Origin of the sequence: Rathayibacter sp. AY1B8, assembly GCF_002932775.1 — a bacterium.
Lineage (GTDB): Bacteria > Actinomycetota > Actinomycetes > Actinomycetales > Microbacteriaceae > Rathayibacter.
Genome location: NZ_PSWJ01000034.1, coordinates 1 through 26,506 on the forward strand (window position 1 = coordinate 1; position 26,506 = coordinate 26,506).

The window sequence follows — 26,506 nt, forward strand, 5'->3', positions numbered from 1 at the left end:
CGGCCGCAGGGGGCGGATCGGCGGGGATCGCCACCGTAGCCCATCCGTCGGAGCCGGTCGCGGCCGGGATCGGCGCAGCCGGGGCGGGCGCGGCGGTCGCCTCGACGGCGGCGCGCTCGGCCTCCGGGGCGGCGGCGCGAGGCTCGACGCGGGCGATGTACTTCACCCGCAGGCCGAGGACCTGCTGGATCGCCTGACGCAGGTACTCGCTGACTCCGGGCTGCCCGGCGGTTCCCGGCATCTTGAACGACTCGACGTCGTTCTGGCTCGGGAACGAGAGGGTCAGCACGTCGTCCTTGAGGGCGCGCACCTGGGCGGTGTAGGCCACCAGCCAGGCGGTCATCTTCGCCTTCTGCACGACCTCGAGGATCTCGGGCCAGGTGTCCTTCATCCGCTGGAGGGTGACCGCGCCGTCGGCGGGTGCGTCGCCCGCGGCCGCAGCGGGTGCGGAGGCAGCGGGCGCCGAGGCTGGGGCCGCCTCAGGGGACGCAGCGGCCTGATCCGACGGCTCCTGCTCGTCCGGCTCCGGACGAGCCGCCGCGGCGGTCGTCGCGCGGGGGCGTCCTGACTCGGCCGGCGCGGACTCGTCCGCCTCCGGCGCGGCCGCCGTCTCGTCGGGCCCCTTCACCGGCGGCGCAGCGACCGGTGCGGACGTCGTCACCGGCGCCTCGGTGCGCGGAGCGGCCGCGATGGACTCGGGCACCGAGCCGGGAGCGGCGGCGTGCGAGGCGTGGTGGGGCTCGGGCGCACGGGACGGCTCGGACGCGCGCGACGCCTCGGACGACCGCGGGGCGGGCGCCGCGGTCTCGCGCGGAGGGGCCACGTGCCGCGGGCGCTCCTCCTGGGCCGCAGCGGGCGCGATGCCGGCGCCGGTGCCGTGCACCAGGGTGCGGGCGATCATCAGCTCGAGGTGCAGGCGCGGCGAGGTCGCACCGGTCATCTCGGTGAGGGCCTCGTTGACCACGTCGGCGATGCGGGAGAGCTCGGCCAGGCCGAGCGCGCGCGACTGGCCGGCCATGCGGTCGAGCTCGTCCTGCGAGACGCCGCGGAGGACGGCCGAGGCCGCGCCCCCGGTCGCCGCGACGACGATCAGGTCGCGGAGCTTCTCGAGCAGGTCCTCGACGAAGCGGCGCGGGTCCTGCCCCGTCTGGATGACGCGGTCGACCGCTCCGAACGCCTCGGCGGAGTCGTGCTCGGCGAGCGCGTCGACCACCTCGTCGAGCAGGGCGCCGTGGGTGTAGCCGAGGAGGGCGACGGCCCGCTCGTACTCGACGGTCTCGGCCTCGGAGCCGGCCATCAGCTGGTCGAGCAGGGAGAGCGTGTCGCGGACGGACCCGCCGCCCGCGCGGACCACGAGCGGCAGCACGCCGGCCGCCACGTGCACGCCCTCGCGCTCGCAGAGCTCCTGCGTATAGTCGAGCATCTGCGCCGGCGGGACGAGCCGGAACGGGTAGTGGTGCGTGCGCGAGCGGATCGTGCCGATGACCTTGTCCGGCTCCGTGGTCGCGAAGATGAACTTCACGTGCTCCGGCGGCTCCTCCACGATCTTGAGCAGCGCGTTGAAGCCCTGCGGCGTGACCATGTGCGCCTCGTCGAGGATGAAGATCTTGAAGCGGTCGCGCGCCGGGGCGAAGATGGCGCGCTCGCGCAGATCGCGCGCGTCGTCGACTCCGTTGTGGCTCGCCGCGTCGATCTCGACCACGTCGAGCGAGCCCTGGCCCTCGCGGCTGAGCTCGACGCAGCTGTCGCAGACGCCGCAGGGGGTGTCGGTCGGGCCCGTCGCGCAGTTGAGGCAGCGGGCGAGGATGCGCGCCGAGGTGGTCTTGCCGCAGCCGCGGGGGCCGCTGAAGAGGTAGGCGTGGTTGACGCGGTTGGTGCGGAGCGCCGTCATGAGCGGATCCGTCACCTGGGACTGGCCGATCATCTCGGCGAACGTCTCGGGCCGGTACCGGCGATACAGGGCTGCTACCACCCGACAAGAGTAGCCGCGACCTCCGACACCGGAGCCGGGACGGCGGACCTCCGAGCGCGCGTAGCCTCGGTCCCGTGCTCCCGCCGCCTCCGCTCCCCCGCTTCGACGCGGTCGTGCTCGCCGGCGGACGCGCTTCCCGCCTCGGCGGCGCGGTCAAGCCGCTCCTCCGGCACCGCGAGTCGACGCTCCTCGGCACCGCCCTCGCAGCCGTGCGCGGAGCCGAGCGGAGGATCGTGGCCGGACCGTCGTCGCTCGCACCGGCTGTCGACGGCGCCGAGCTCGTCCAGGAGGGTCCGCCGTTCGGCGGCCCGGTCGCGGGCCTGGCCGCCGCGCTGCCCCTGCTCGACCGCCCGGGCGCTCCGGACTGGGTCGTCGTGCTCGCCGCCGATCTCGTCGCCCCCGCTCCCGCCGTGCACACCCTGCTCGAGGTCGCGTCGAACGCCGTCGAGGCCTCCCTCCTGGCCGTCGACGCGAGCGGCCGAGCCCAGCAGCTCCTCGGCGTGCACCGGCGAGCGGCCCTCGTCGAAGCGCTCACCGCGCTCGGCGATCCCGACGGCGCCTCGGTGCGCGCCCTCCTCCGGGACCTTCCCCCACGGCTCGTGACGGTGCCCGGAGGGACGACCGACGACGTCGACGCGCCCGCCGACGCGCACCGGCACGGGATCGACCTGCCGGGCCCGCGCGGCGCAGACTGAGCGGATGGACGACACGACCGGCCCCCGCCCCTCCGCCTCCGACGGCGCCCGCCCCTCGGAGGAGGTGCTCGCCTGCTGGTGGGCCGAGCTGTGCTCCGCGCTCGGCCTCGGCGAGGTCCCGGTGGACCCGGACGCCCTGCTCGCCCTCGCCGGTCGCGCGGCGCACGGAGTGGTCCGGCCGGCGGCTCCGCTGACCACGTTCCTCGCGGGCTACGCGGCGGGCCTGGCCGGGGGCGGCCGGGACGCGCTCGACGCGGCGCTCACGGCCTCGCACCGGGCGGTGGACGAGCGTACGCACGCCTCCTGAGACGCTACTCCACCGGCCTCGATCCGGCACCAGGCCGACGCCGTACGGTTCCCCCGAGTCCCGGTGCCGCGGCTCGGACCGAGAGCGGCGCAGGACTCCCGCGGCCGACTGCGCCGCGGTCGTCCATCTGAAGGAGCCCCGCATGTCAGGCAACAGAGCCGTCGCCTACAAGTCCCCCGGAGTCGTCGAGGTCATCGACATCGACTACCCCACCTTCGAGCTGAAGGACGGACCCGGCGTCAATCCGGCGAACATCGGGCGGAAGCTGCCGCACGGCGCCATCCTCCGCACCGTCTCCACCAACATCTGCGGCTCGGACCAGCACATGGTCCGCGGCCGCACCACCGCTCCGTCGGACCTCGTGCTCGGCCACGAGATCACCGGCGAGGTCGTGGAGGTCGGCCCCGACGTCGAGTTCGTCAAGGTCGGCGACATCGTGTCCGTGCCGTTCAACATCGCCTGCGGCCGCTGCCGCAACTGCAAGGAGCGCAAGACCGGCATCTGCCTCAACGTGAATCCGGACCGCCCGGGCAGCGCGTACGGCTACGTCGACATGGGCGGCTGGGTCGGCGGGCAGGCCGAGTACGTGATGGTCCCCTACGCCGACTGGAACCTCCTGGTGTTCCCGGACCGCGATCAGGCGCTCGAGAAGATCCTCGATCTGACGATGCTCTCGGACATCTTCCCGACGGGCTTCCACGGCGCGGTGACCGCCGGGGTCGGCGTCGGCTCCACGGTCTACGTCGCAGGAGCGGGACCGGTCGGACTCGCCGCGGCGGTCGGAGCGCAGCTGCTCGGAGCGGCCGTCGTGATCGTCGCGGACCTCAATGAGGAGCGTCTGGCGCAGGCGCGCTCCTTCGGCTGCGAGACGGTCGACGTCTCGAAGGGCGATCCGGCCGGCCAGATCGAGCAGATCCTCGGCGTGCCCGAGGTCGACTGCGGAGTGGACGCCGTCGGCTTCGAGGCGCACGGCAACGGCGCCGACTCGGGGAAGGAGGCGCCGGCGACGGTGCTGAACTCGCTGATGTCGATCACCGCGGCGGGCGGCGCCCTCGGCATCCCGGGCCTCTACGTCACGGGCGACCCGGGCGGAGTCGACGAGGCGGCCCAGGAGGGCTCCCTGTCGATCCGCCTCGGGCTCGGCTGGGCGAAGTCGCTGTCCTTCACCACGGGCCAGTGCCCGGTCATGAAGTACAACCGGCAGCTGATGATGGCGATCCTGCACGACCGGGTCCACATCGCCGACGCGGTCCAGGCCACCGCGATCAGCCTGGACGACGCTCCCCGCGGCTACGCCGACTTCGACAAGGGCGCCGCGAAGAAGTTCGTGCTGAACCCGAACGGCTACCTGGGATGACCGACGGGGCGGGTCCTGCCCAGGGCCCGCCCCGAGCCCCGGGAGAATGGACGGGATGAGCGCGCACGGGCACGAGGCGACCGACTGGGACGAGGCCAGGCGGATCGTCGGCGAAGCGGTGGCGCGCTCCGGCGTCTCGACAGTCCCCCTCCTCGACGCCCGCGGAGCCGTCCTCGACCGCGCCGTCACCGCCGCCCGGCCGCTCCCCCACTACGACTCCTCGGCCATGGACGGCTGGGCCGTGCGCGGACCCGGGCCCTGGCCGCTCGAGGACGGCACCGCCGCTCCGATCGTCACCGGAGCGGCCGTGCCCGACTGGAGCGACGCGGTGCTGCCGTCCGAGCAGGGCGTGGTCCGCGACGACCTGCTGACGGCGCGGGCGCCCCTCCCGCCCGGCCGCCACGTCCGGCGCGCGGGCGACGAGGCCGCTTGCGGAGCCGTGCTGGTCGATGCCCGGACCCGCCTCACTCCCGCGCACCTCGCCCTGCTCGCGGTCGCCGGGATCGACGCGCTCGACGTCCGCCCGCCCGCCGCGGTCGACCTGCTCCTCACGGGGGACGAGGTCGACACCGAGGGGATGCCGCCCGCCGGACGGGTGCGCGACGCGTTCACGCCGCTGCTGCCCGCGCTGGTCGAGCTCTCGGGCGGAGCCGTGGGAGAGGTCGTGCGCCGCGGCGACGACGAGGAGGCGATCGCACGGACGCTGCTGGCGGGCACGGCGCCGATCCTCCTCACGACGGGCGGGACCGGGCGCTCCCGGGTGGACGCGGTCCGTCGCGCCCTCGATGCGGTGGGCGCGCGCGTCCTCGTCGACGGCGTCGGCATGCGCCCCGGCCACCCGACCATGGCTGCGCTGCTGCCGGGCGGGACGCTGGTGATCGCTCTGCCGGGCAATCCGCTCGCCGCCCTGCTCGCGGCGCTCTCCTTCCTGCCGCCGGCCCTCGACGCGGCGTCCGGCGCCGCTGCCCGGCCCCTCGGCCGGGGCGTCCTCGCCGAGCCGCTCGGGCGCGCGGGGGCCACGGTGCTCGTGCCCGCCTCCTCCGGCGAGGACGGCTGGCGGGCATCCGCCGGCATCCGCTCGCACATGCTCACCGGTCTCGCCGCCTCGGAGGCCGTGGCCGTCGTGCCCGCACCGGGAGCGGCAGCGGGCGACTCCGTGCGCCTGCTGCCGCTGCCCTGGTGAGGCCTACGCCGCCGATTCGAGGCGGATCACGACCGACTTCGAGGTAGGCGTGTTGCTGATCTTCGCGGTCGAGTCCAGCGGCACGAGGACGTTCGTCTCGGGGTAGTAGGCGGCCGCGCAGCCGCGGGGCGTGTCGTACGCCACGACGCGGAACGCCTCCGCCCGCCGCTCGACGCCGTCGGGCCACTCCGAGACCAGGTCGACCATCGCGCCGTCCGCGAAGCCCAGCTCGGCGACGTCGTCGGCGTGGACGAACACCACCCGGCGGCCGTCGTGGATCCCGCGGTAGCGGTCGTCCTTGCCGTAGATCGTGGTGTTGAACTGGTCGTGCGAGCGCAGCGTCTGCAGCAGCAGCCTGCCCTCCGGAACCCGCGGGTACTCGAGCGGATTCGTGGTGAAGCGGGCCAGACCGGAGGGGGTGTCGAAGCGGCGCGAGTCGCGCGGCGGGTGCGGGAGGACGAAGCCGCCGGGCACGTCGATCCGGGCCTCGAAGCCATCGAAGCCGGGGACGACGTTGGCGATGTGCGAGCGGATGCGGCGGTAGTCGTCGCGCAGTCCCGCCCAGTCGACCCGCGGGACGTTCTCGCGGCCCTCGAGCAGCCGCTCCGCGATCCCCGTGAGGATCGCCACCTCCGAGCGCAGGCCCGGGCTCGGCGGGCGCAGGCGGCCCCGGGAGGCGTGCACGGCGCTCATCGAGTCCTCGACCGTGACCCGCTGCTCGCCCGAGCGCTGCACGTCGGAGTCGGTGCGGCCGAGGGTGGGCAGGATCAGCGCGCGCCGGCCGGTGACCACGTGCGAGCGGTTGAGCTTGGTCGAGACGTGCACGGTGAGGGCGAGCGAGCGCATCGCCGCCTCCGTCACTCCGCTGTCGGGCGTCGCGCGGGCGAAGTTGCCGCCGAGCCCCATGAACACGCGGGCCTTCCCGTCGCGCATCGCCCGGATCGCGGCGACCGTGTCCGTCCCGTGCACGCGCGGGGAGGAGAAGGAGAACTCGCGGTCGAGCGCGTCGTGGAAGGAGTCCGGCATCCGCTCGAAGATGCCCATCGTGCGGTCGCCCTGCACGTTCGAGTGGCCGCGCACCGGGCAGACGCCCGCGCCGGGCTTGCCGATGTTGCCGGTGAGCAGGAGCACGTTGACGACGTCCTTGAGCGTCGCGACCGAGTGCGCGTGCTGCGTGAGGCCCATCGCCCAGCAGACGACGGTGCCCTCGGACGCCGCGATCAGCTCGGCGACGGTGCGGATGCGCGTCTCGTCGATCCCGCTCGCCCGCTCGATCTCGTCCCACTGGACCTCCCGCAGCCCGTGGAGGTACTCGGCGAGGCCGCCGGTGCTCTCGCGGATGAAGGCGTGGTCGAAGACGTCGCCGCGCGCCTCCTCCGCCTCGAGCAGCGCCTTGCCCAGACCCTGGAACAGGGCCTGGTCGCCGCCCAGCCGGACCTGGAGGAAGTGGTCGGCGAGGGCCGTGCCGTCGCCCAGGGTGCCGCGGACGGTCTGCGGGTTCTGGAAGCGGAGCAGCCCCGCCTCCGGCAGCGGATTCACGGCCACGATGGTGCCGCCGGCGCGCTTGGCGCGCTCCAGCGCGGTCAGCATCCGCGGGTGGTTCGTTCCGGGGTTCTGGCCGGCGACGATGATCAGCGGTGCCCGCTCCACGTCGCGCAGGCTCACCGAGCCCTTGCCGATCCCGATCGTCTCGGTGAGGGCGGATCCGCTGGACTCGTGGCACATGTTCGAGCAGTCGGGCAGGTTGTTCGTGCCGAAGCCGCGGACCATCAGCTGGTAGACGAAGGCCGACTCGTTCGAGGTCCGGCCGGACGTGTAGAAGATCGCCTCGTCGGGGCTCGCGCAGGCTCGCAGCTCCTCAGCCACGAGGTCGAGCGCCTCATCCCAGCCCACCGGCCGGTAGTGCGTGGCGCCCTCCTCGAGCAGCATCGGCTCCGTCAGCCGGCCCTGCTGGCCGAGCGCGAAGTCGTCCCACTCCTCCAGCTCCGCGACGGGGTGCGCGGCGAAGAAGGCCGATGTGACGGTGCGGAGCGTGGCCTCCTCGGCGACCGCCTTCGCTCCGTTCTCGCAGAACTCGGCGACGTGGCGCTTGTCGCCCTCCGGCCAGGCGCAGCCCGGGCAGTCGAATCCGGTCTTCTGGTTCACCCGCAGGAGCGTCTCGGCGCTGCGCACCGGGCCCATCTGCTTGAGCGAGATCTCGAGGGCGTGGGCGACGCCGGGGATCCCGACGGCGCGTCTCTTCGGCGACCGGACGGAGAGGCGGCTCTCGTCGATCGGACTCTCGCGGGGCTCGGCGTCATCGACCATTCCTGCATCGTACGTCCGCACCCCGGCATCGCTCCCGGTTCCCGGTGGGAGGATGACCTCCACCGCCTGAGGAGACCCATGAGCCGCAGTGTCGCCCGCACCCGCCTGACCGCCGTCCGCGCCGACGATCCGCCCCGCCGTCGCGAGGACGTCCTGGCCGTCGAGGAGCCGCTCGAGATCCGCGTCGGCGGACGGCGCTTCAGCGTGACCATGCGCACGCCCGGCGACGACTTCGACCTGGTCGCGGGATTCCTGGTGTCCGAGGGGGTGCTCACAGAGTCGGAGCAGCTGGCGGCGATGCGCTACTGCGCGAGCGGCTCCGGGCCGGGCGAGAACACGTACAACGTGGTCGACGCGAGCGTCCGCGGCGGGCGGGAGGCCGTGCTGCTCGAGCGCGAGCGGTCGGTGTACACGACGAGCTCGTGCGGAGTGTGCGGGCTCGCGTCACTCGAGGCGGTCGCCACCGACTCGGCGTGGAGCGTCGCGGAGGACGACCTGCGGGTCGAGCGGGAGCTGCTGGTCTCGCTCCCCGATCGGCTCCGCGAGGCGCAGGCGGTGTTCGAGCGGACGGGCGGCGTCCACGCGGCCGGGCTGTTCGACGCGGACGGCTCGCTGCTGGTGCTCCGGGAGGACGTCGGGCGGCACAACGCCGTGGACAAGGTGGTCGGCTGGGGGCTCCGGGAGGGGCGGCTGCCATTGCGGGGGACGCTGCTGCAGGTGTCGGGGCGCGCCTCGTTCGAGCTGGTGCAGAAGGCCGTGATGGCCGGCATCCCCCTGCTCGCCGCGGTCGGTGCCCCGTCGTCGCTGGCGGTGGACCTGGCTCGCGACTCCGGCCTCACCCTGATCGGCTTCAGCCGCGGCTCCGGCTTCAACCTCTACGCGGGCGACGCGCGCCTGCTGCCCTGAGCCGGGGCTCCTCAGCCGGCTCCTGCCGATGGAGCAGCCCGCACAGCGGCCGCATCGAGATCCCCCTCGTACTCGGTGGCTCTCGACACGCCGCGTCCCGCGGCTACTCGACCAGCGAGGGTCGCCGCGTGTTCGGCAGAGGGCGCGACCCGGAATCGCGTGCGAGCGATTCAGGGCAGCCCGACAAGACCCGCTCTGCGCAACGCAGGCCCACGAGAAGCCGACCGCGGTCGTGCAGCGGGCCACCGCTGCACGATGAGCGAGCACCGCCGCGTGCGAGCGATTCAGGGCAGCCCGACGCACCCTGCTCTGCGCGACGCAGGCCCACGAGAAGCCGACCGCGGTCGCGCAGCGGGCCACCGCTGCACGACGAGCGAGCACCGCCGCGTGCGAGCGATTCAGGACAGCCCGACAGGACCCGCTCCACGGGAGCCACCACCCCCGGCAGCCGACCGCGAGTCGTGTCACGGCTCCGCCGCTACACGACCGACAAGCTCTGCCGGGCGATCTCCAGCTCCTCGTTCGTGGGGATGACGAGGACGGCGACGCGGGAGTCGTCGGTGGAGATGCGGCGGGCGCCGCGGTCGGAGGACGTGTTGCGCTCGGGGTCGAGCTCGATGCCCAGGCCCTCGAGGCCGCGGACGGCGCCGGCTCGGACGGCGGCGACGTTCTCGCCGACTCCGGCCGTGAACACCACGGCGTCGACGCGGCCCAGCTGGGCGTAGAAGGCCCCGATGTAGTGGCGGAGGCGGTGGTAGTAGACCTCGAGCCCGGCGCGGGCCTGCTCGTCGCCGGCCTCGGCCGCCTCCTGGACGTCGCGCATGTCGCCGCGACCCGTGAGGCCGAGGAGGCCGCTTCGGCGGTTGAGGAGGGTGTCGAGCTCGTCGATCGAGAGGCCCGCCTTGCGGGCCAGGTGGAAGACGACGGCCGGGTCGAGGTCGCCGGAGCGGGTGCCCATCACCAGGCCCTCGAGCGGGGTCATGCCCATCGAGGTCTCGACGGAGACGCCGCCGTCGACGGCGCAGGCGGATGCTCCGTTGCCCAGGTGCAGGACGATCGTCTTCAGGTCGGAGCGGCGGCGGCCGAGGTAGGCGGCGGCGGCCTCTGAGACGAACTTGTGCGAGGTGCCGTGGAAGCCGTAGCGGCGGACGCGGTGCTTCTCGGCGAGTTCGGCGGGCAGCGCGTAGGTCGACGCCTCGGCCGGGATCGTGTGGTGGAAGGCGGTGTCGAAGACGGCGACGTGCGGGACGTCCGGGAAGGCGTTCTGCGCCGCCTCGATGCCCTCGAGGTTCGCGGGGTTGTGCAGCGGGGCGAGGTCGGCGAGGTCCTCGATGTTGATCTTGACCAGGTCGGTGACGACGGTGGGCTCGAAGAAGCGCTTGCCGCCGTGCACGACGCGGTGGCCCACGGCGACGGGAGGGAACTCGTCGAGGCTCGGGCCGTGCTCGCCGAACGCGCGGATCATCGCGTCGAAGCCGGCGGTGTGGTCGGGGATCGGCCCCTCGATCTCGAACGACTCCCCGTCGCGGGTGTGCTTCGTGCGGCCGGTGTCCTCGCCGATCCGCTCGACGAGGCCGCTGGCGAGCGTCTCCTCGGTGGTCATCTCGATGAGCTGGTACTTGAACGACGACGATCCGCTGTTGACGACGAGGACGACGGACATGAGGGGACTCCTGGGGTGATCGGGGTCGGGAGAGGCGGCGGCGGGGTCGCCGCTAGCGCACCACGGGGATGGCGGCGGTGGGCGGGACGATGGCCTGGGTGGCGGCCTGGATGGCCGTGATCGCGACGGTGTTGACGATGTCCTGCACGAGCGCGCCGCGCGAGAGGTCGTTGACCGGCTTGCGCAGGCCCTGGAGGACCGGTCCGATGGCGACGGCGCCGGCCGAGCGCTGCACGGCCTTGTAGGTGTTGTTGCCCGTGTTGAGGTCGGGGAAGATGAACACCGTCGCGCGCCCGGCGACCTGGGAGCCGGGCATCTTCGAGGCCGCGACCGCCGCGTCGGCCGCCGCGTCGTACTGGATCGGGCCCTCGACGAGCAGGTCGGGCCGGCGCTCGCGCACCAGAGCCGTCGCCGCGCGGACCTTCTCGACGTCGGCGCCGGCTCCGCTCTCGCCCGTGGAGTAGGAGAGCATCGCGATGCGGGGATCGATGCCGAACTGCTGGGCGGTCTCGGCGGACGAGATCGCGATGTCGGCGAGCTGCGCCTCGGTGGGATCGGGGTTCACTGCGCAGTCGCCGTAGACCAGCACGCGGTCGGCGAGCGCCATCAGGAACACGCTCGAGACGACGGAGACGCCCGGGCTCGTCTTGATGATCTCGAAGCCGGGGCGGATGGTGTGCGCGGTCGTGTGCGCGGCTCCCGAGACCATCCCGTCGGCCAGGCCGAGCTGCACCATCATCGTGCCGAAGTAGGAGACGTCCGTGACGGTGTCGTAGGCGTGGTCGTAGGTGATGCCCTTGTGCGCGCGGATGCGGGCGTACTCCTCGGCGAAGCGCGCGCGGTGCTCGGGGTCGAGAGTGCTCAGCACGCGCGCGCCGTCGAGGTCGAGGCCGAGGCCCGCCGCACGGGCGCGGATCTCGGCCTCCTCGCCGAGGATCGTGAGCCGGGCGATGCCGCGCTTGAGCACGGTCGCGGCGGCGCGGAGGATCCGGTCGTCGCCGCCCTCGGGCAGGACGATGTGGCGGTCGGCGATGCGCGCGCGCTCGATCAGCCCGTACTCGAACATCAGCGGCGTGACGACCTCGGACCGGCCGACGTCGAGGAGGGTGAGCAGCTCGACCGCGTCGACCGCCTCCTGGAAGAGGGCGAGGGAGGTGTCGCGCTTGCGCGGGGAGTCGGCCGCCAGGCGGCCGCGGGCCGCAGTGACGCGGACGGCGGTGTCGTAGGTGCCGAGCTCGGTCATCACGATCGGCACGCGGCTGTCGACGCCCTCGATCAGCCGGACGATCGGCTCCGGCAGCTCGAAGCCGCCGTTGAGGATGATGCCGGTGACGGTGGGGAACGTGCCGGAGGCGTACGCCATGATCACGGCGAGGACGACCTCGGGCCGGTCTCCGGGGACGATCACGACGCCGCCCTCGGTGAGCCGCGGCAGGACGTTGACCATGGACATGCCGGCGATCACCACGCCGAGCGCCTCGCGGCCGAGCAGCTCCGGATCGCCCGCGACGACGACGCCGTCGACCGCCTCGACCAGGCGGGACAGGCTCGGAGCGACGAGGAACGGATCCTCGCGGATCGCCCAGACCGGGACGGTGGCGGGGATGCTCTCGCGGATCGCGGCGACGGCATCGGCGGCGGTGTCGGGGTCCGCGCGGTTCGCGATCACTCCGATGAGGCTCGCGTGGGCCGTGCGGAGCTCGACCGAGGCGAGCTCCGTGATCTGGCGCATCTCCTCAGGCGTGCGCGCGGGAGCCTGGCCCAGCTGCTCGCTGCGGGACGAGTCGCGGCCGGTGAGGACGAGCAGGACCGGAGCGCCGAGGTTGGCGGCGATGCGGGCGTTGTAGCCGAGCTCGGTGGGGCTGCCGACGTCCGTGTAGTCGGAGCCGAGGATGACGACGGCGTCGCACCGGGCCTCGACGCCCTTGTACCGCTCGACGATCCGCGAGAGCGCCGCCTCGCCGTCGGCGTGGACGTCCTCGTAGGTGACGCCGACGCAGTCCTCGTAGGCGAGGCCCGAGTCGGAGTGGCCGAGCAGCATCTCGAGCACGTAGTCCGGCTCGGAGGTGGAGCGGGCGATCGGGCGGAAGACGCCGACCCGCTGCACCTGGCTGCTGAGCGCATCGAGGACGCCGAGGGCGACCGTGGACTTGCCCGAATGACCTTCGGCGGACGAGATGTAGATGCTCTGAACCATCGGATCCAGCCTACCGAGGGGGTCCCTCCGCCTGGCTGAGTAGAGGCCAGGGATGGGAGGGCGTGCATGGCGCGCGGCTGTGGAGGAGCGTCCGCAGTCGGTAGGGCCTCGTAGCGGCTGTGCGGCGGTCCATCGGCGGAGCAGGCGGGCCGGTTAACGGAAGAAGACCCCCCGCGCACCCGCCAGAGCCCGGTTACCCTTGCTGCGTTTCCGCCCTGGGGGAGTTGGCCTGGATGGCGCCACGCGGGGAGCCGGGTGACAGTCTAACCGACGACGGCGGCCGAGGAGAGCGGGGCGTGTCGGTGTCGTGGTCAGCGGGAGCCTCCGACACCGGCTAGTATCGATGAGTCGCGGCTCAGGTCGTGCCAGGAGGATTCGCCTAGTGGCCTATGGCGCACGCTTGGAAAGCGTGTTGGGTGAAAGCCCTCGGGGGTTCGAATCCCCCATCCTCCGCGAACGGTGCCCGTTGCTCTCGCCAGCACGGGCACCGTTTTGTTTAACCGGTGCGGGCGATCGTCGGAGCCCGGTCGACCGGTGGAGGCGTCGACCGGTGAAGGCGTCGATCGGAGCGGCCCATTCACGCATCGCCGGGTTCGCCCTGCCGGGGCACACCCGGCTGCAGCCGACGACGTCGCGCCGAGCAGGCGCCGCCGATCGTTCGGCGCGCGCCGGGCGTGCTGGATCAGCCGTAGAGGTGGTTCGTCCGCGCGCAGGAGTCGGAGCAGAACGCGCCACGGCGGGCGACGAGCGGGGCCGAGCAGGCGGCGCAGACGGGGCGGAAGAAGAGTTCGGCTATGCTTCGCGACATGGTCCGACCGTCGGTGCCGGTCCCGGATCGTGCCCGTCGCCATCCGTATTACGACGACGCGGACGACAGGGCGGCGATACGGACCCTCCGGCGACGCCGGCCGTCAGTCGGCGATGCGCTCGAGCCATTCGTCGAGCAGGAGCCGCTCCCCCGCGCTGAGGGGCTCGATCTGCGGCAGCGCCGTCCGCAGGGCGACGGCGTGCGCGACGACCGCACGGGCGGCGGGATCGGTGGGGCCCGCCTCCGCCGTGGTGATCGCCGCGAGGACGGACTCGCGCGAGCGGGACGAGAGCTCGTCGTCGGGGTCGGCGAGGGCGGTCAACGTGAGGGTGCAGCCGAGCGCGGCCGACTGGAGCAGGCGGGAGGCACGCTCGACGTCGACGGTGAGGCGGCCGGCTTCGGCGACGGCCCGGACCGCGTCGAGGAGGACGCCGCGGGACAGGCGCGCCGCCTCCGACTCCTCCCCCGGCCGCGCGGTGAACATCAGCGCGTAGAGGTGCGGTTCGGCGAGTCCGAAGGCGACGTGGTGATCCCAGGCGGCACGGAGCGCGTCGACCGGGTCGGCCGGCGCCTCGCTCCGCTCGAAGTCGGCGAGGGCCGTAGCGAATCCGGCTGCCGCGGCCGAGTCGAGCAGCCCGCGCAGGTCGCCGAACGTCCGGTAGATCGTGGGGGCCTGCACTCCCGCCGCCGCGCTGATCGCCCGCGTCGACACCGCGTCCCGCCCGCCGTCCGCCAGCAGCTCGACCGTCGCTCGGAGGATCCGCTCCCGCGTCGTCCCGCTCTCACTCATGCTACCGACGCTAACACGCTTCCGTTAGCGCCTCGTCTCCCCGAGCGGCCCGGGTCGCGTCAGCGCCGTCGGGCGGTCCCGAAGATCCCGCGGACCACCTCGCGCAGCAGCGTCCTGCCGGCGCTCGAGCCCAGCACCTCCTCGACGACCGTCTTGTCGCGGCGGGTGGTGCGGGTCCCGCGGGAGGTCGGTGCCGTGCGCCGTCGGGAGCGCTCGGCGGCCTGGTCGGCGGCGCGCTCGGCGGCGGCCCGCTCCTTCGCGCGGCGGGCGGCGTCCGCGGTCTCCTCCTTGGCGCGACGCGCGTCCTCCTTCGCGCGGCGGGCGTCGTCGGCGGCCTGCTGCTCGGCGGCGGCGCGGGCCTCCTCGGCGTCGGCGGCGGCGTCGAGCCGGCGGGTGAGGATCTCGCGGGCGGAGTCGCGGTCGAGGGGCGTGCCGTAGCGCGCGAGGAGCGGGGACCTCTGGACGCTCGCCTCGCGGTCGGCCTCGGGGGTGGGCTTCATCGAGCCGAGCGGGGCGCGGAGACGCGTCCAGGCGACCGGGGTCGGGGCGCCGCGCTCGTTCATGACCGTCACGATCGCCTCGCCGATGGGGAGCGCCTGGAGGACCTCGCCGAGGTCGTAGTCGCTCTCGGGGTAGGTCGAGACGGTGGCGCGGAGGGCCTTGGCGTCGTCCGGCGTGTGCGCGCGGAGCTGGTGCTGCACGCGGGAGCCGAGCTGGGCGAGGACGTCGCCGGGCACGTCCTTCGGGGTCTGCGTGACGAAGACGATGCCGACGCCCTTGGAGCGGATGAGGCGCACGGTCTGGGTGATCGCGGCGAGGAAGTCCTTCGACGCGTCGCGGAAGAGCAGGTGCGCCTCGTCGAAGAAGAACACCAGCTTCGGCTTGTCGAGGTCGCCGACCTCCGGCAGGTCGTTGAAGAGGTCGGCGAGGAGCCACATCAGGAAGGTGGAGAACAGAGCCGGTCGGTCGGCGACTCCGGGGACCTCGAGGAGGCTGACGACGCCGCGCCCGTCGGCGGCGAGGCGGAGGAACTCGGCCGTGTCGATCTCGGGCTCGCCGAAGAACACGTCGGCGCCCTGGTCGGCGAACGCGATCAGCTCGCGGAGGATCACGCCGGCGGTCGCCTTGGACAGCCCGCCGAGCTCGGCGAGCTCCGCCTTGCCCTCGTCGCCGACGAGGTAGGTGAGCACGGCGCGGAGGTCGGACAGGTCGACGAGCGGGAGACCGGCGCTCTCGGCGTAGTGGAAGACGAGGCCGAGGCTCGACTCCTGCGTGTGGTTGAGGCCGAGCACCTTCGCGAGCAGCAGCGCGCCGAATCCCGTCACGGTGGCGCGGACGGGGACGCCGGTGCCGATGCCGCCGAGCGCGAAGTACTCGGCGGGGGCCGCCTCCGCCCGCCAGTCCTGGCCGATGCCGCGGGTGCGGGCGAGCAGCGCGTCGGTCGCGGTGCCCGGAGTGGCGAGGCCGGAGAGGTCGCCCTTGATGTCCGCAGCGAAGACGGGGACGCCGTGGGCCGAGAGCTGCTCGGCGAGGACCTGCAGCGTCTTCGTCTTGCCGGTGCCGGTCGCGCCGACGACGAGGCCGTGCCGGTTGAGCATGCCGAGCGGGATGCGGACGGGCACGTCGATCCGCGCGTCGCCGTTGACGAGGGCGCCGAGCTCGAGGGCCGGGCCGGTGAACGCGTACCCGGCGCGCACGGCGTCGACGGCGCTCTCGGGGAGCGGACCGGGGGCCGGGGCGGGCGCCGAGGGGGTGGGCGGAGCATCTGCATCCGGAACGATCGGACCGGAATCGACGGCGTCCGGGGCAACGGGAGCAGCGGACTGCTCCGCTCCGCTCCCCGACGCCGCCACCAGCCGCACGTCGTCCGCGACGGCCTCCGCCTCCTCCGGGCCGGCCGCCGCGTTCAGCGCCGCGGCCGCCGCCTCCGCTCGCGCCAGGGCCTCGGCGGCCTCCGCCTGCAGTCGGCGGGCGGCCTCCAGGGCCGCGCGCGCCTCGTCCCTCGCCGAGGCGAGCCCGTCATCGTCACTCATGGGCTCAGCCTAGGTCGGCGGCGCCGGTCAGTCCTCGCGGACGTGCCAGGACTGTCCGTACCCGCCGTCGGCCTCGGGGCGGGCCATCAGCTCGAGGAACGGGTCGGCGCTGAACGCCTCCGGCCCGAGCACTCCGGCGCCGGTCCACACGCCGGTCGCGAGGAGCTCGAGCGCGACCACCGGGTTGAGCGCCGTCTGCCAGACCACGCACTGGGTGCCGTACTCGGCCATCGTCCACTCGTTGTCGCTCACGTGGTAGAGGTACACCTCGCGGTGGGCGCCGTCCTTCGTGCCGGAGACGAAGAGGCCGGCGCAGGTCCTGCCGGTCATCCGCGGGCCGATGCCGGCGGGGTCGGGCAGGGCGGCGGCGACGACGTCGCGCGGCGAGACCTCGACGGGACCGCCGGCCGAGCGGACCCGCAGGGGCTCGGTGCTGTCGAGGCCGAGGAGGTGGAGGGTGCGCAGGACGCCGATGAACTGCTCGCCGAGGCCGTACTTGAAGGTGACCTTCTTCGCGTCGAGCCAGCGCGGCATCAGCAGCACCTCCTCGTGCTCGACGTTCACGCACTCGACCGGGCCGATGCCCTCGGGGAACTCGAACACCTCCGGCTCCGAGAAGGGGGAGGTGGTGTACCAGCCGCGGTCGCGCTCGAACACCACCGGCGGGTTCAGGCACTCCTCGATCGTGGTCCAGATGGAGAAGGACGGAGCGAAGATCTCGCGGCCGTCCGCGTCGTGCACGACGAGGTTCGCGCCGTCGCGCACTCCGAGCTCGTCGATCTCGTCGAAGAGGTGGTCGGAGGCGTAGCGGGCGAAGACGTCGGAGAGTCCCGGCTCCACGCCCATGCCCACCAGGGCGAGGCGGCCGCGGGAGGACCACTCCTCCGCCGCGGCGAACTGCTCGTCGCCGAGCTTGAGCCCCGTCAGCTCGTAGGGCTGCTCGGGGTGCGGGAGCGAGAGGCTCATCGCCATGTCGAGGTAGTCGGCCTCGGCGGCGAGCGCTCCGGCGAAGATCGTCGGGACGAAGCGCGGCTCGACAGCGTTCATCACGTGGGTCGCCCCGTGCGCGCGGGCGACGGTCTCGACGTTCTCGGCGTCGGAGGCGTCGATCCGCGCGGCGACGAAGCGGTCGTCGGCACCGTGCCGCTCCGCGATCCACGCGACCGTGCGCTCGGCCCGGGCGAGGTCGTAGTCGCAGACGATGATCTGCTCGAAGAAGGAGCGGCGCGCGGCGATCTTCGCGAAGGCGTCGCCGACGCCGCCGGCGCCGACCAGGAGGATTCTCATGGGGACACCGTAGCGACGGATCGCGTCGTCCACCATGCCGAGCACCGACGGAATCGGAGCGGAGCGCACCTTCCGGCCACCGGATCCGTCACAGGGCGGCCCGCTCCCCCCGCTCGAGCAGGCGGAGGAAGCCGGAGAGGTGCCCGAGGCCGGTCAGCGAGGTCGGGAGCGAGGCGGCGAGCGCCGGCGAGTGCACCAGGTACGCCGCCCACTTCGCGCGCGAGACCGCGACGTTCAGGCGGTTGGGCAGGAGGAGGAACTCCATCCCGCGCGGAACGTCGGCCCCGGAGGACGCGGCGAGCGACACGATGGCGACCACCGCCTCCCTGCCCTGGAAGAGGTCGACCGTGCCGACCGGCGTCTCCTCGAGGCCCGCGGCGTCGAGGGCGGTGCGGAGGAGCCCGCCCTGGGCGTTGTAGGGCGCGACGACGATGACGTCGGCCGCGGTCAGCGTCCGCTCGCCGTGCTCGTCGGTCCAGGCGCGGCCGACGAGGGAGAGGGCGATCTCGACGACGCGCCTCGCCTCGTCCGGCGAAGAGGTGGTGTCGCCCGCGTGCTCGACCGGGACGGAGTGCACGCCGGGCTCGACCCCCTCGAGGTGGCGCACCTGCGGCGCCCGCGACCGCAGCGCGCCCTCGTAGGAGAGCTCGGAGACGGCGTCGGAGAGCGCCGGGTGCATCCGGTGGGTCTGCGCGAGGAAGTAGCCGTATTCGGGCGGGAGGACGTCGTGCCCGTCGGCGAGCCAGCCGAGCGCCGACTCGTCGACCGGCTCCGGGTGCGCGCCCTGGCTCACCTGGGGCAGCTGCTGCGGATCGCCGAGCAGGAGCAGCCGCTGGGCGGAGACGGCCGACGCGATCGTCGGGGCGAGTGAGAACTGCCCGGCCTCGTCGACCACCAGGAGGTCGAGCGAGCGGCGCGGCACAGTGACCGGGTTCGCGAAGGTCCAGGCGGTGCCGCCGATGACGCAGCCGCCGCCCTCCTCGAGGACCGCGGTGAGTGCCGCCGCGTTCTTCACCGGCGCCCAGGGCGCCGCCGCGAGCGCCTCGGGCGGCGTGCCGTTCTTGGGCACCTTCGCCACGCGGGAGGGATCGACGCCGCGGCCGACGACGGCGCTCAGCACGTTCTCGACCACCGAGTGCGACTGGCCGACCACGCCGATGCGCCAGCCGTGCTCGTTCACCAGCCGTGCGATCACGTGGGAGCCGACGTAGGTCTTGCCGGTGCCGGGCGGACCCTGCACGGCGAGGGTCGCCCGCTCGAGTCCGAGCAGAGTGGTGACGACCGCGCCGATCACGTCGTCGCCCTGCACAGGAGCGACGGCTCCCGGCGGTACGCGGCGGAGGACGTCGAGCGCCGGGTCGGCCAGCATCGCGGGCAGCGCGTCGAGGACCTCGCCGCCCCACTCCGCGATCGCCTCGGGCTGGGGCGCGGCGCGCGGCGGCGGCGCGGGGGCGAGGGCGACCGGAGCGTCGTCGTGCGGATCCTCCCCCGCCTTCAGGCCCTCCTTGAGGAGCAGGACGATCCGCTCCCCGTCGTCGTCGACCGCGAGGATCTCGGAGCGCTCGGAGGCGCCGCGCAGACCGGGACCGGGCGAGGGTGCACCAGGGGGCGCCGGGGCCTCGTAGACCAGGTACGGCGACGAGCCGGTGCCGAGCCGGCTGCCGGGAGCGAGCCGGCCGAGGATCCGCAGCTCGCGCGACTGCGTGCGGGCGCGCGGGAGCTTCGCCCAGTCGCGGACGACCTCGACCCGGTCGATCATCACGACGTCGCGGGTGTCCGCCCACTCGTCCAGCGGCTGCCGGAGGCGGTCGAAGTGCTCCTGCCAGAAGGTCTTGGCCTCGCGGCGGTGGTAGTCGATCGCCGCGCCGGCGAGGGCGAGCGCGGTCTGGTCGGCCGTGCGCTCGCGCGGCTCGATCCCCTCGACCTGCGCCAGCAGTGCGACCGCGACCGGGTGCGGCTCGCGGGGCACGGGGATCTCGACCTCGAGCAGCGGCGGCAGCTCCTCGCGCGGCGGAGCGAGCTCCAGGAGCCAGTCGCGCAGGCGGAGCGTGGAGCGGCAGTCGTAGGCGTTGTACTCGGCGACGAGGTCGAGCCCGCGCTGCCCCTCGACAGGATCGGCCCTCTGTGCGGCGCGCGCCTCCACGTACATCTCGATGCTGTCGGCGGCGTTCGTGACGCCGGACGCGTCCCGCTCCTCCTCGCCCATGTAGAGCGGCTCCAGCTTCTTGAGCGAGTAGCTGCGCGAGCCCACGCGGAGCGCCCGCCGCACCACCGGGTACAGGTCGACCAGGACGCCGTCGCGCAGGAGCGCATCGACCTCCTCCTCGCCGACCCCGTGGCGGAGCGCCAGCGAGAGGAGGTGGCTGCGCTCGTAGGAGGCGTAGTGGTAGACGTGCATCCGGGGGTGCTCGGCCCGGCGCGCCCGCAGGAGCGCGAGGAAGTCGAGGAGCGCCCGGCGCTCGGCCGCGAGGTCGTGCGCCCAGAGCGCGGTGAAGCGCTCCTGGTCGTCGACCATGCCGAAGAGGTAGTCGAGGCCCCACTCGCGGTTGTCCTCGGTGTAGAGCGGGTCGCCCTCGAAGTCGAAGAAGAGGTCGCCCGGATCGGGCGCGGGCAGCCCGGCGAGCACGGAGGCGTCGATCACCTCGACGGCCGGCACCGGCGAGGACTCCGACCGCAGCTGCAGCCGCGCCTGGGCGCGCAGGCCCTCGAGCGTGGCCGCGCTCAGCCCGGGGACGGGGCCGTCGTGCTCGGCGAGGGCGTCGATCGTGAGCACGCCGGCCGCCCCGAGCTTCGCCCGCTGGTCGAGCCGCATCCCGGCGACGAGGATCGGATCGCGGTGCGCCTGGACCTCGGGCGCGCAGACCGAGCAGCGTCCGCAGGAGGGGTAGCGCCGATCGCCCCACGCCAGCGGCTCGTCGGCGGCGAGGCGCTCGTCGAGCACGGCGCGGAGCCGGGCGCGCTGCACCCGCTGGACCGGGGCGACGACGGCCAGCTCGTGGCTGGTGACGGAGCCGTCGCCGAGCACGAGGTGCACCTGCTCCCCCACGCGGATGCCGCGCGCCTGCATCTGCTCGGCGTAGGCGGCGAGCTGCAGCAGCGCCGGGATCTTCGCGTGCCGGGCGAGCTTGGTGTCGTAGACCTCGTAGGCGCCGTCGGCGGTGCGGAGGAGGAAGTCCGAGAAGCCCAGGAACTCGCCGTCGAAGAAGGTGGCCTGGTAGAGCACGTCGACCCCGGCGCGCATCGCCTCGACGGCCGCCTCGGCCGCCGCGGGGTAGCCGGCGGGCTCGGGGCGCTCGAACTCGAGCACCTCGTGCGTGCGCTTCAGCTCGGCGAGGAAGCGGTGCTCGTGCTCGTCGCCGAGCACCGCGGTGCGCTCGAGCATCCCGTCCCTCTCGGCCTCGAGGCGCGGCGCGCGGCCCAGCAGGGCGTCGAACCGGCGGAGGACCGCCCACTCGCAGGCCGCCCAGTTCGACAGGTCGGTGGGGCTCGTGACCACGCGGCCGGACTCCAGGTACACGCGACTCCTTCCGCGATCACCGGGCGGCGATCGGCTCCAGGCTAGGGCGCCCCTCCGACACTCGTGCGGCTGCGACCACCACCCGCGCCGCTCCGCCTCCGCGTGGCAGGCTGGGCCGATGACCCGCGCGCGCTTCGAGATCATCCCGGCCGACGACATCGGCGAGCGCGCCGCACGGGCGTTCCCGGACCCCTCCGCGGTGACGCTGACCGTGACGAGCCTGCCGAAGCACGGGACCGGGCGGACCGTGGACTGCGCGGTCGCGCTGGCCGGGCGCGGGTTCCGCGTGGTGCCCCACCTGGCGGCGCGGAACGTCGAGGGCCGCGCCGCACTCGAGCGGGTCCTCGAGCGGATCGGCGAGGCGGGGATCGACGAGGCGTTCGTGATCTCGGGTGACGCGTCCTCGGCGGCCGGCACCTACTCCACGAGCCTCGAGCTCATCCGCGACGCCCGCGAGATCTCACCCGGGCTGGCCCTGGACATCGCAGGCTATCCCGAGGGCCACCCGCACCTCTCCGACGAGAGCATCGAGCGGCACCTGCGCGAGCGCGCTCCGTTCATCCGCTCGATCGTCACGCAGATGTGCTTCGACGTCGACGCGGTGGTCCGCTACGCCGACCGGCTCCGCGAGGCGGGGATCACGGCCGATCTGTGGGCGGGCGTGCCGGGGCCGGTCGAGCGCTCGCGGCTGCTGACGCTGGGCGCGCGGATCGGAGTGGGCTCCTCGCTCGGCTTCCTGAAGCGGAGCACCTCGGTGGCCGGCGGGCTCCTCCGCGGACGCCGCTTCGACCCGTCCGCGTTCGTCGCGCGCCTGGAAGCGGCGGCGGGCGACCGCCTCGCGGGCCTGCACCTGTACACCTTCAACGAGCTCGACTCCCTCGCCGCCTTCGCCTGATCGGCGAGCCTCCGCGCTCCTCGGGCGCCGACCCTCAGGGGCTCGAAGCCCTCGCGGGGAGCGCTGCGCCGGTCAGGTGGTGCGGCGGATCCAGATCGGCGGGTGCGGGAGCTCGGCCTCGGTGCGCAGGCGGCCTGCGAGCGGAGCCCAGACCACGAGCGCCACGCCGATCCCGAGCAGCAGGCCGCCGACGGTGTCGCTCAGCCAATGGGCGCCGAGGTAGGTGCGGCTCGCCATCATCGCCACGGTGTAGAGGAAGCCCGCGATCCAGACCCACAGCAGCGGGAACACCAGGGCCAGCACCATCGCCGTCGTCGCCGCGTTGGCGGTGTGGCCGGACGGGAAGGAGCCGTAGTCGCTGGTGACGAGCATGTCGGCCGGGCGGGCGCGTCCCACCAGCTCCTTGACGAGCTGGGTGGCGCCCACGCTGACCAGCGCGGCGATCGCGTAGTAGAGCGCGGCCCACCGCCTGCGGAACACCAGCAGCACGGCGACGATGCCGAGCGGGATGAGCGTCGTGCCGACGAGCCCCGCTCCGACCGTGTTCATGACGAGGGCCGGGATGTCCCAGACCGGCGAGCGGTGCTCGACGATCTCGTCCATCCACTCCACGTCGAAGCGGAAAGCCGAGGTGGGGCGGAAGGCGATCAGCACGGCGAGGAGCACCGTGAGCAGGATCGCGAGCGACGCGGAGATCAGCGGCCAGCGGCGGGAGACCCGGTGGGCCGCCTCCTTCGTCAGCAGCCGGGCGGCGACGTCGTCGGACGGCACCTGCTCGCGCATCCGCGCACGCTGGACGGCGTCGGGGCGCGCGATTCCGGGCTCGGTCGACAGGCGGTCGTCGCGGTGATCCATCCGGACATGATGCCGTCACCCGGCGTTCCCCCGCTGGGGGTTGCGGGACGGCTCGGCCGACCGTTCGGAAGCCCGGCGTCCGTGCGCCGGGTTCGTGGCACGGTTCGACCGGCCGTGCGGATGCCCGGCCTTCCCCCGCGGGGGTCTCGCGGCGCGGCTCAGCCGGCCGCGCGGGCCAGGCGGGCGGCGCGGAGGGCGTCGAGCCGGGTCGGCTCGGAGGAGCGCGCGAGGAGCCGCGCGGCGACGGCGCTCACGCGGGAGTCGTCCGAGGCGGAGGCCCGCGCGAGGGCGGCGGCCGCGTCGGGACCGGTGATCGAGCCGAGCGCCATCACGGCCGAGACCGCGAGCGCGGAGTCGTCGCTGCCGGCGGCCCCGTCCAGCGCGTCGACGGCAGGACGCGCGTCGTCGCCCAGGTAGCCGAGGGCGGCGGCGGCGTGACGCCGTACCGGCGCGGACCCTTCGCGGAGGGCCTGCTCCAGACCGGGGACGGCCGCGGCGCCGAAGGCGGCGAGGACGTCGGTGAGCACGTTCTGCGCCTCCGCGTCGTCGTCACCGAGCAGGCCGAGCAGGACCGGCAGCGCGCGCTCGTCGCCGAGGCGGCCCAGCGCGAAGCGGGCCTTCGCGGCGACGGCGGGCTCGGAGTCGGCGGCCAGCGGGGCGATGTCGTCGAGCGTCGCCGGGTCGAGGATCTTGCTGAGCACGTGCAGCGCCTGCGTGCGCACCCGGGGCTCGCGGCCGAGCGCCTCGCGCGCGACGGGGACGGCGGCGGAGCCGAGGCGGCCGAGCGACCAGGTGAGCACGTCGCGGACGAAGAAGTCCGGCTCCTCCCACAGGTGCGCGCCGAGGGGCTCGGCGGTGGCGGGCTCGGCGAGCTCGCCCAGGGTCATCGCCGCGCGGAGGCGGACGTCGCGGTCGGGGTCGGAGAGCTCGGCGAGCAGGGCGGAGGAGTCGCGGGAGGACATGGGAGGGGACTGTAGCAGCGGCGCTCGGGAGCGGATCCAGCGAGGGCCGGAGCGCCCGGGAGGAGCCGCAGGCGCGGGGCGTGCCGGACCGCCGGGACCCGGAGCCGAGCGCTCAGTCCTGCAGCGCCGGGACGCTCCTCGGCCGGACGATCAGCCAGAGCGCCATGATCGACACGGTCGCCGTCGCCATCATCACCACGGCCATCGGCACGGCCGAGCCGGCGCCGAAGACCCCTGAGATCGGCGACAGCAGTCCGGCGGTGCCGAAGTTGACCGCTCCGAGCAGCGACGCGGCCGTCCCCGCCTCCCGGCCGTGGTTGACCAGGCCGAGGACCTGCACGCACGGGAAGCTGAAGCCGCACGACGCGATGAAGAACCACAGCGGGACGAGCGTGCCCCAGAGCCCCAGCCCGAGCACGTCGAAGAGGGCGATCAGGCCGGCGGAGGTGAACAGCGTCAGCGTCGTGATCGCGAGGATCCACTGCGGCCCGATCCTCCGGCTGAGGTAGGAGGACGCCTGCACGCCGAGGACGACGCCGAGCGAGTTCACGGCGAAGAGCAGCCCGTACTGCTGCGCGTCGAATCCGTAGAGGCCCTGGAACAGGAACGAGGAGCTGGAGAGGTAGGTGAACAGGCCGGCGAAGGTCATGCCCCCGATCACCGCCACTCCGAGGAACACGCGGTCGCTGAGGACGGCCCGGTAGCGCTGCACGAGCGAGCGGTGCTCGCGCTCGTGTCGGGCGGCGCGGGGCCGGGTCTCGACGACGAGCAGGCCGACGGCCGCGACGACCAGCACGCCGTAGGCGGCGAGGAAGACGAAGATCCCGCGCCAGTCCATGATCAGCAGCAGCTGCGAGCCGATGACCGGCGCGAGCACGGGCGCGAGGCCCGACACCAGGGCGAGCCGGGACAGCATCCGCACCAGCGGGCGTCCGCCGAAGAGGTCGCGGACCATCGCCATCGCGACCACGCCGCCCGCCGCCGCACCGGCTCCCATCAGGAAGCGGAAGACGCCGAGCGTGACGATCTCGGGGGCGAGCGCCGCGCCGACGCAGGCCAGGACGTGCAGCGAGGTGGCCAGGAGGATCGGCAGGCGCCGGCCGACCGCGTCGCTCCAGGGGCCCACGACCAGCTGGCCGAGCGCGAAGCCGAGGGTCGTGCCGGTGAGGGTCAGCTGGACCGCCGCCTCCGACACGTTCAGCTCGCTCTGCAGCGCGGGGAACGCCGGCAGGTAGAGGTCGATCGTGAACGGCCCGAGGGCGGTCAGCGAGCCGAGGACGATCACGTAGACGAGGCGCTGGCGGGCCGTCAGGGCGTCGCCCGGGTGGCGGTGCACCGGGAGGGAGGCGGTCGGAGTCGAGGCGGGAGTGGACACGGAGTGCCTTCCTGCGCAGGGCGCAGCGGGGTGGGAGGGAGGGGTGCGGCCGGTGTCGTCCTCGGCTCGGGAGCGGACCTCGTCGGCTCCACGCCGCTCGGTCGAATCAATTCGATCACGTGTCGGACAGTGGCGCCACCCCTCGGCCCGCCGTCGGGTCAGACCGGGTGGAGCGGAGTGCCGAGCGGGTCGGCGAGCAGGCGCTCGAAGGCGAGCTCGGCGGCGCCCAGCATGAGCAGATCGGCGCCGAGCTCGGTCCGCACGATGCGCACGGAGTCGAGCGCGACCCGGAAGGGGCCGCCGCGGCCCAGGCGCTCCTCCAGGAACCCCGGCGCGACTCCGATCAGCGCCCCGAGGAAGCCGCCCAGCACCACGAGCTGCGGGTTGAACACGTTGATCACGTTGCGCAGGGCGACCGCGAGGTGCCCGAGCTGGCGCTCGACCTCGGCGCGGACGGCCGGGTCGTCGGAGGCGGCGAGCGCCTCCTCCAGCCGCTCGCTCTCGTCGAGGCCGAGCACGGTGAGCAGCTCGGCGCGGCCGACCTCGGTCTCGAGGCAGCCGACGGCGCCGCAGTGGCAGTCGATGCCCGCGCTGTTGACGAGGGTGTGGCCGATCTCCCCCGCGTAGCCGTCGATGCCGTGCAGAGGCGCGCCGCCGACGATGACGCCGGCGCCCACTCCGCTCGCGCCGCCGTTGAGGTAGACGAGGTGCGAGACGTCGCGGCCGGCGCCGAGGACGCTCTCGGCGAGCGCACCGAGGTTGGCGTCGTTCGCCGAGAGGACGGGCAGGCCGGTCGCGTCCGCGAGCATGCGGGAGAAGGGCTCGTCGTCCCAGCCGAGGTGCGGGCCGACCCGGACGAGGCCGTCGGCGTCGCGGACGAGGCCGGGCACGGCGACGCCGATGCCGACGGTCCGCGTCTCCTCGGGCAGCTCGGCGAGCAGCTCGGCGACCGCCTCGGCCGCCAGACGGGCCGCGGCCTCGGCGGTGGGGACGGAGGCGGAGCGGCGGATGCGGCGGCGGACGACGGCGTCGACCCCGACCACGGCGACCGTGACGGCGTCGATCTCGGGGTTCACGGCGAGCGCGACGACTCCGGGATCGGCCTCGACGACGGGGCTCGGCCGGCCGACCTGGTTCGGCGTGGAGGGCTCGCGCTCGCGCACGATGCCGAGCTCCACCAGCTCGCCGACCAGCGCCGCGATCGTGGAGCGGTTGAGGCCGGTCAGGCGGGTCAGCTGCGAGCGGGAGCGGGGGCCGCCGCGGTGCACGAGGCGGAGGATCGCCGAGAGGTTGTGCCGCCGGACGCGGTCGAGGTTGTTGCCGCGCGTCGCGTGGTCGGGCATCCGCGGTCTCCTCTGCTTGCGGGGGTCAGCCTAGCCGGGGGCGGGCGGCGTGGT

At 73.9% G+C, this 26,506-nt stretch carries 18 protein-coding genes, 1 tRNA gene and 1 other RNA gene; 7 read left to right on the top strand and 13 right to left on the bottom strand.

Annotated features, from left to right (window positions below; genetic code table 11):
* On the bottom strand, positions 1-1,972 hold a 1,972-nt coding region (locus C5C63_RS15260), incomplete at its 3' end, for a DNA polymerase III subunit gamma and tau (RefSeq protein ID WP_104326378.1).
* A gap of 74 nt (positions 1,973-2,046) precedes the next feature.
* Between C5C63_RS15260 and C5C63_RS15265 the strand changes: the two genes are divergently transcribed.
* The 4 genes from C5C63_RS15265 (at position 2,047) to C5C63_RS15280 (ending at position 5,514) form a co-directional block, all read left to right on the top strand.
* The gene (locus C5C63_RS15265) at positions 2,047-2,667 is read left to right on the top strand and encodes a molybdenum cofactor guanylyltransferase (RefSeq protein WP_258065476.1); all 621 of its coding nucleotides are present in this window, start codon (positions 2,047-2,049) and stop codon (positions 2,665-2,667) included.
* Between the two features lie 4 nt (positions 2,668-2,671).
* A complete protein-coding gene (locus C5C63_RS15270; protein WP_219815309.1) occupies positions 2,672-2,974 on the top strand; it encodes a DUF6457 domain-containing protein in 303 nt (100 codons plus the stop codon).
* A gap of 142 nt (positions 2,975-3,116) precedes the next feature.
* Positions 3,117-4,331 (top strand): formaldehyde dehydrogenase, glutathione-independent, encoded by a 1,215-nt coding sequence (fdhA, locus tag C5C63_RS15275; RefSeq protein WP_104225123.1) that lies wholly within the window; start codon positions 3,117-3,119, stop codon positions 4,329-4,331.
* A gap of 55 nt (positions 4,332-4,386) precedes the next feature.
* Positions 4,387-5,514, top strand: a complete 1,128-nt coding sequence (locus C5C63_RS15280) for a molybdopterin molybdotransferase MoeA (protein ID WP_181110641.1) — start codon at positions 4,387-4,389, stop codon at positions 5,512-5,514.
* Between the two features lie 3 nt (positions 5,515-5,517).
* On the opposite strand, the gene C5C63_RS15285 is transcribed toward C5C63_RS15280, so the two are convergent.
* Positions 5,518-7,821: an FdhF/YdeP family oxidoreductase gene (locus C5C63_RS15285; RefSeq protein WP_104326369.1), complete on the bottom strand. Its 2,304-nt coding sequence runs from the start codon at positions 7,819-7,821 to the stop codon at positions 5,518-5,520.
* A 78-nt stretch (positions 7,822-7,899) separates the two neighbouring features.
* Here C5C63_RS15285 and fdhD point away from each other — a divergent pair, with 78 nt between their 5' ends.
* The gene (gene fdhD / locus C5C63_RS15290) at positions 7,900-8,727 is read left to right on the top strand and encodes a formate dehydrogenase accessory sulfurtransferase FdhD (RefSeq protein ID WP_104225120.1); all 828 of its coding nucleotides are present in this window, start codon (positions 7,900-7,902) and stop codon (positions 8,725-8,727) included.
* Positions 8,728-9,205: 478 nt separating this feature from the next.
* Here the strand turns inward: fdhD and C5C63_RS15295 are convergent, their stop codons facing one another.
* From C5C63_RS15295 to ffs, 3 genes are all read right to left on the bottom strand, one after another.
* Entirely contained in the window at positions 9,206-10,390 is a 1,185-nt protein-coding gene (locus tag C5C63_RS15295) for an acetate/propionate family kinase (protein ID WP_104326370.1), read from the bottom strand.
* Positions 10,391-10,442: 52 nt separating this feature from the next.
* A complete protein-coding gene (gene pta / locus C5C63_RS15300) occupies positions 10,443-12,587 on the bottom strand; it encodes a phosphate acetyltransferase (RefSeq protein WP_104326371.1) in 2,145 nt (714 codons plus the stop codon).
* A 159-nt stretch (positions 12,588-12,746) separates the two neighbouring features.
* Positions 12,747-12,843: signal recognition particle sRNA small type (ffs, locus tag C5C63_RS15305), an RNA gene on the bottom strand.
* 112 nt (positions 12,844-12,955) lie between these two features.
* Here ffs and C5C63_RS15310 point away from each other — a divergent pair.
* Positions 12,956-13,040 (top strand) — tRNA-Ser (locus C5C63_RS15310).
* 458 nt (positions 13,041-13,498) lie between these two features.
* Here C5C63_RS15310 and C5C63_RS15315 read toward each other — a convergent pair.
* The 4 genes from C5C63_RS15315 to C5C63_RS15330 form a co-directional block, all read right to left on the bottom strand.
* The gene (locus tag C5C63_RS15315; protein WP_104227474.1) at positions 13,499-14,185 is read right to left on the bottom strand and encodes a TetR/AcrR family transcriptional regulator; all 687 of its coding nucleotides are present in this window, start codon (positions 14,183-14,185) and stop codon (positions 13,499-13,501) included.
* Positions 14,186-14,244: 59 nt separating this feature from the next.
* The gene (locus C5C63_RS15320) at positions 14,245-16,218 is read right to left on the bottom strand and encodes a helicase HerA-like domain-containing protein (RefSeq protein WP_104326372.1); all 1,974 of its coding nucleotides are present in this window, start codon (positions 16,216-16,218) and stop codon (positions 14,245-14,247) included.
* A 27-nt stretch (positions 16,219-16,245) separates the two neighbouring features.
* Positions 16,246-17,505 carry a saccharopine dehydrogenase family protein gene (locus tag C5C63_RS15325; RefSeq protein ID WP_104326381.1) on the bottom strand — a complete coding sequence of 420 codons (1,260 nt, stop codon included), beginning with the start codon at positions 17,503-17,505 and terminating at the stop codon, positions 16,246-16,248.
* Between the two features lie 88 nt (positions 17,506-17,593).
* The gene (locus C5C63_RS15330) at positions 17,594-21,022 is read right to left on the bottom strand and encodes a bifunctional RecB family nuclease/DEAD/DEAH box helicase (RefSeq protein ID WP_104326373.1); all 3,429 of its coding nucleotides are present in this window, start codon (positions 21,020-21,022) and stop codon (positions 17,594-17,596) included.
* Positions 21,023-21,140: 118 nt separating this feature from the next.
* On the opposite strand from C5C63_RS15330, the gene C5C63_RS15335 reads away from it, so the two are divergent.
* A complete protein-coding gene (locus C5C63_RS15335) occupies positions 21,141-21,917 on the top strand; it encodes a methylenetetrahydrofolate reductase (RefSeq protein ID WP_104326374.1) in 777 nt (258 codons plus the stop codon).
* A 72-nt stretch (positions 21,918-21,989) separates the two neighbouring features.
* Here C5C63_RS15335 and C5C63_RS15340 read toward each other — a convergent pair whose 3' ends face one another.
* From C5C63_RS15340 to C5C63_RS15355, 4 genes are all read right to left on the bottom strand, one after another.
* Positions 21,990-22,772, bottom strand: a complete 783-nt coding sequence (locus tag C5C63_RS15340) for a phosphatase PAP2 family protein (protein WP_244229597.1) — start codon at positions 22,770-22,772, stop codon at positions 21,990-21,992.
* A gap of 158 nt (positions 22,773-22,930) precedes the next feature.
* Positions 22,931-23,734: a HEAT repeat domain-containing protein gene (locus tag C5C63_RS15345; protein WP_104326375.1), complete on the bottom strand. Its 804-nt coding sequence runs from the start codon at positions 23,732-23,734 to the stop codon at positions 22,931-22,933.
* A 112-nt stretch (positions 23,735-23,846) separates the two neighbouring features.
* Positions 23,847-25,109, bottom strand: coding sequence for a multidrug effflux MFS transporter (locus C5C63_RS15350; RefSeq protein ID WP_104326376.1), 1,263 nt, complete (start codon positions 25,107-25,109; stop codon positions 23,847-23,849).
* A 158-nt stretch (positions 25,110-25,267) separates the two neighbouring features.
* The gene (locus C5C63_RS15355; protein WP_104326377.1) at positions 25,268-26,452 is read right to left on the bottom strand and encodes an ROK family transcriptional regulator; all 1,185 of its coding nucleotides are present in this window, start codon (positions 26,450-26,452) and stop codon (positions 25,268-25,270) included.
* Between the last annotated feature and the right edge of the window lie 54 nt (positions 26,453-26,506).

Coding starts and splice junctions, on each gene's coding strand:
- fdhD (WP_104225120.1), top strand. CDS start 7,900: ATGAGCCGCAGTGTCGCCCGCACCCGCCTGACCGCCGTCCGCGCCGAC.
- C5C63_RS15270 (WP_219815309.1), top strand. CDS start 2,672: ATGGACGACACGACCGGCCCCCGCCCCTCCGCCTCCGACGGCGCCCGC.
- C5C63_RS15335 (WP_104326374.1), top strand. CDS start 21,141: ATGACCCGCGCGCGCTTCGAGATCATCCCGGCCGACGACATCGGCGAG.
- C5C63_RS15345 (WP_104326375.1), bottom strand. CDS start 23,734: ATGTCCTCCCGCGACTCCTCCGCCCTGCTCGCCGAGCTCTCCGACCCC.
- fdhA (WP_104225123.1), top strand. CDS start 3,117: ATGTCAGGCAACAGAGCCGTCGCCTACAAGTCCCCCGGAGTCGTCGAG.
- pta (WP_104326371.1), bottom strand. CDS start 12,587: ATGGTTCAGAGCATCTACATCTCGTCCGCCGAAGGTCATTCGGGCAAG.
- C5C63_RS15325 (WP_104326381.1), bottom strand. CDS start 17,505: ATGAGAATCCTCCTGGTCGGCGCCGGCGGCGTCGGCGACGCCTTCGCG.
- C5C63_RS15295 (WP_104326370.1), bottom strand. CDS start 10,390: ATGTCCGTCGTCCTCGTCGTCAACAGCGGATCGTCGTCGTTCAAGTAC.
- C5C63_RS15355 (WP_104326377.1), bottom strand. CDS start 26,452: ATGCCCGACCACGCGACGCGCGGCAACAACCTCGACCGCGTCCGGCGG.
- C5C63_RS15340 (WP_244229597.1), bottom strand. CDS start 22,772: ATGGATCACCGCGACGACCGCCTGTCGACCGAGCCCGGAATCGCGCGC.
- C5C63_RS15315 (WP_104227474.1), bottom strand. CDS start 14,185: ATGAGTGAGAGCGGGACGACGCGGGAGCGGATCCTCCGAGCGACGGTC.
- C5C63_RS15320 (WP_104326372.1), bottom strand. CDS start 16,218: ATGAGTGACGATGACGGGCTCGCCTCGGCGAGGGACGAGGCGCGCGCG.
- C5C63_RS15280 (WP_181110641.1), top strand. CDS start 4,387: ATGAGCGCGCACGGGCACGAGGCGACCGACTGGGACGAGGCCAGGCGG.
- C5C63_RS15285 (WP_104326369.1), bottom strand. CDS start 7,821: ATGGTCGATGACGCCGAGCCCCGCGAGAGTCCGATCGACGAGAGCCGC.